Origin of the sequence: Streptomyces sp. (assembly GCF_031178505.1) — a bacterium.
GTDB classification, from domain to species: Bacteria; Actinomycetota; Actinomycetes; order Streptomycetales; family Streptomycetaceae; genus Streptomyces; species Streptomyces gulbargensis.
In genome coordinates, this window is record NZ_JAPSIW010000732.1 from 1 (window position 1) to 3,466 (window position 3,466).

General features: G+C 67.3%; 4 protein-coding genes and 1 pseudogene. 1 reads left to right on the plus strand and 4 read right to left on the minus strand.

The annotated features are described in order from the left end of the window. The 3 genes and pseudogenes from RIF68_RS31335 to RIF68_RS31345 form a co-directional block, all read right to left on the minus strand. Positions 1 to 419 (minus strand): annotated as a pseudogene (locus tag RIF68_RS31335) (glycosyltransferase family 1 protein); the annotation flags it as partial. Then, entirely contained in the window at positions 416 to 1,489 is a 1,074-nt protein-coding gene (locus RIF68_RS31340) for a glycosyltransferase family 9 protein (protein ID WP_309054648.1), read from the minus strand. The gene RIF68_RS31340 and the pseudogene RIF68_RS31335, both read right to left, overlap by 4 nt. Beyond that, on the minus strand, positions 1,486 to 2,088 hold the full coding sequence (locus tag RIF68_RS31345) for an HAD family hydrolase (RefSeq protein WP_309054649.1): 603 nt from the start codon (positions 2,086 to 2,088) through the stop codon (positions 1,486 to 1,488). The genes RIF68_RS31340 and RIF68_RS31345 overlap by 4 nt, the downstream gene beginning before the upstream one ends. On the opposite strand from RIF68_RS31345, the gene RIF68_RS31350 reads away from it, so the two are divergent. Continuing rightward, positions 2,087 to 3,049 carry a glycosyltransferase family 9 protein gene (locus RIF68_RS31350; protein WP_309054650.1) on the plus strand — a complete coding sequence of 321 codons (963 nt, stop codon included), beginning with the start codon at positions 2,087 to 2,089 and terminating at the stop codon, positions 3,047 to 3,049. The genes RIF68_RS31345 and RIF68_RS31350 overlap by 2 nt on opposite strands. A gap of 35 nt (positions 3,050 to 3,084) precedes the next feature. On the opposite strand, the gene RIF68_RS31355 is transcribed toward RIF68_RS31350, so the two are convergent. Beyond that, positions 3,085 to 3,466: sigma-70 family RNA polymerase sigma factor (locus RIF68_RS31355; RefSeq protein ID WP_309054651.1), on the minus strand; the 382-nt coding region annotated here is incomplete at its 5' end.

Below are 3,466 nucleotides of genomic sequence, written 5' to 3' on the forward strand. Positions count from 1 at the left end.
ATGCCGTGCTCCACCACCATGGTCGATGCGCTCCCGCAGTCCCAGAAGAGCTCATTGAAATGGGTTACATGCACAATGGGAATTTCGTCCTGGCCGGCCAGTGGGTGCCTGGAATTGGGGATGTCGCCCTTTGGTGTGTTGTGCTCGAGGAACACCGCCGGGATGTCCACTCCTGGCCGGCGGCCAAGTAGCAGCTCACATTCGGCAAGCTCCTCGGTGCGTTGAAGGACAACTACGTCGATGTCGTGGTCGCGCAGGTCCTCCGGTGCCACCTCAATCACACTGTCCGGCCAGTCCCGGCCGGCCCTCCCGAGTCCCCACGGACCGCCGTCGGGCGTGGTGGGAAGCAGGTACTGGTGCGGGCCGCGGACAAAGGCGTCCGTCCAGCCGCCGTGCACGTGCCACAGCAGAATTTTCATACGGGTCTCGTTTCTCTTCTACTGACTCTTTTGCTGTTGAGGGAGGAAACTCCGGAGATGAGCCTTTCGACGGCTGCGAAGGCGTCCTCGGGCGCAACGTCGGCCAGGCAGGGGTGCCCTGGTACTGGGCAATCCCGGGCACGGGTCTGCCTGCAGGGCGCATTCTGGTCACCCAGGAGTTCCACCGGGACACGGTAGGGAGCCCAGCGGATTGCCGGAACCACGGGTGAGAACAGGCTTACGACGGGCGTTCCGACGGCCGCAGCGAGGTGCGCGGGGCCTGTGTTGCCCGTGACAACAGCGGATGCATGAGCCAGCACTCCGGCCATTCCCCGCAGGTCCGTCTGTCCGCCGAGGTCAATACCGTCGGGCCGGGCAACGGTCGCGGTCAGTTCGCGTTCGCGGGGACCGCCGGTCACCACCACCCGGTAACCCGCGCCGATCAGGAGTTCAGCGAGCGCGGCGTGGTGCAGCGCTGGCCACGCGCGTGCGGGCACTGCCGCCCCCGGGTGCAGCACAACGTAGGGGCCCTCGCCCACCAGATGTGACATGTCCGGAACATCGCGCACCAACAGGCGGCCGTCGTCGTCGTCAGGCAGCTGATATCCGCCTGCGGCCGCTATGCCCAGGGCCCGCTCGGCTTCCGGCTGGTCCTCGGGAAAGTCTTCGCCCGGCTTGAGCCGGACGTCGAGCAAGCTGCCGGGATAGTCGGTGGAGGCACCGGTGATGCGTTCGACGCCGGCCAGCCGCAACAGCATCGCCAGGGGCAGCGGTGACTGGTGGAAGGAGGTAAGGATGACAGCCTCCCGGATTCCTGCGTCCCGCACGGCGCTGACAAGCGCGTCAAGGTGCGCACCCGTAACGGGCGGCGCCGGGGCCGTGATCCACGGGCAGTCCCACACGATGACGTCAGCGACGCCGGGCAGCAGTTCGGCCGCCGGGGCGCCCTGGGGACCACAGAGCATGACGACGCCGGCAGGCTGGTCCGCGGCGACCGCCCGGACAGCCGGCCCCGCGAGCAGGACGTCACCCACGCTGTCCAGCCGCGCCACCAGAACACGGTCCGTCATGAAGCACCCCGCAGTAAGGCGATCGCCGAAGCAAGATCCGGCGCGACCAGGTCTGCCGCGTCGATCTCTTCCTGCCGGGTGACCGGCGTGGGCACGAGAACGCCGGTTGCGCCCGCCGCAGCCGCTGCTTCGACATCCGCTCCGATATCGCCGATGAAGGCAACCTCCGAGGGGTCCAGGTTCAGCCGGGCGCACGCGCTGAGAATCATGCCCGGTGCGGGCTTGCGGCATTCACAGCCATGGTCCGGGCCGTGCGGGCAAACCTCCCACACCTCGAAGGGGCCGAGGAGCTCATCCACCCGGGCGTTGACTGCGTCGACCTGCTCACGGGTGACGAGGCCGCGGGCGATGCCGGATTGGTTGGTCAACACGCCGAGGGGTACGCCGTCGGCGCGAAGGCCCTGCAGCACAGCTTCGACGCCGGGCATCACCTCGACCAGCGCGGGATCCCCGTTGTACGGCACGTCGAACACCAGGGTGCCGTCCCGGTCAAGGAGAACGGCTTTCGGCTCGTTACTCATAACCGGAGAGTTCCCCCATCCGGCGGCGCCTAAACACTTCTCTTCGAAGAAGTTTGTTTCTGGCAGGATGAAACGCATGCAGCCGATTGAAGCCAGTGAGTTCCCGGACCGTGATGGACGCCCCGAGTTGCTGGCTTTACGGGCACTGAAACTGGGCGATCTTCTCGTGGCGGTTCCGGCGCTGCGCGGGCTGCGGAGGGCCTTCCCGGACCACCGCATCTTCTACGCCGCACAGAGCTGGCTGGAGCCCGTCGTGCTGTTGACCGGCTGCGTTGACGAGCTACTGCCCACCCATGGCCTGGACGTTCCGGTGCCGTTGCAGCCCGGGCGGATAGACGTCGCGGTGAACCTTCATGGCAGCGGGCAGGAGAGCCGCGGGCGACTGGAAGCGCTGCAGGCTGCGCGGAACATCGGTCATGCGGGGCCGGGTTGGTCGGGGCCTGAGTGGGTGGACGGCATTCATGAGCGCGACCGGTGGGCTCGCCTGGTGCTGGCACACGGCATCGAGGCCGATCCCCTGGACTACCGCCTCCCCCAGCCCGAGGTCGAGCCCGTGTACAGCGGCGCCGTCGTCATTCACGTAGGTGCTGCCTACGGAAGCCGGCTGTGGCCGGTGGACCGTTTCGCCGCCGTCGCGCGCTCCCTCTCGAAGGCTGGGCATCGTGTCCTTCTGACCGGAAGCTCCGGGGAGCGTCCCCGCGCTGTGGCAGTGCAGGAGGCAGCGGGATTGCCGGAGGACGCCGTTGTTGCAGGCACGCTCGGCCTGCTCGAATTCGCCTCGCTGATCGCGGAAGCTGCGCTGGTGATCTCCGCCGATACCGGTGCTGCGCACCTGGCCTCTGCCTATGCCCGGCCCTCCATCATCCTTTTCGGTCCAGCTCCGGTCAGTGAGTGGGGGCCGCCGCCCGGCCCGCATATCGTACTGACGGACGAGTCCCAACGGCTCGGCGAGACGTTCGCCACCGAGCCTGACCCGGCACTCCTGGCTGTCGGCGTAGCTGACGTGCTGGAGGCTGCAAAGGGTCTCGGCACCATCTAGCCTGCCGCATCCGGCCCGTGATTACTGGGCCGTGGCTAAGCGACGCTCGGAGCCCGAAGTTCCGCGCGCGTATCTGTACCCGCGTGCTCCAGCAGCCGCTTCTGCAGCTTGACCAGGGTTCGCGCCAACAGCCGCGAAATCTGCATCTGCGTCATCCCCAGTCGCTGCCCGATGCGCTCCTGACTCTCCTCGTGAAAGTACCGTCGGAACAGGAGCTCCTTCTCGTCGTCGGAGAGTTCACGGACGGCCGCCCTCAGGGACAGGACATCGTCGCTGCGGGCAAACTCGTCACCGTCGGCCTGTAGGGTCTCCGCCCAGCCCGACGCGTCCGGCGAACCGTCCAGTGACTCCGGCCGCTGGCTTCCGACGCAGTTCAATGCCTCACTGACCAAGGAGGGGTCGCGGTCAAGGTAGGCA

What these genes read in the sequence shown, in the direction of transcription:
- RIF68_RS31340 (WP_309054648.1), bottom strand. Translation starts at nt 1,489, where the DNA reads ATGACGGACCGTGTTCTGGTGGCGCGGCTGGACAGCGTGGGTGACGTC.
- RIF68_RS31350 (WP_309054650.1), top strand. Translation starts at nt 2,087, where the DNA reads ATGCAGCCGATTGAAGCCAGTGAGTTCCCGGACCGTGATGGACGCCCC.
- RIF68_RS31345 (WP_309054649.1), bottom strand. Translation starts at nt 2,088, where the DNA reads ATGCGTTTCATCCTGCCAGAAACAAACTTCTTCGAAGAGAAGTGTTTA.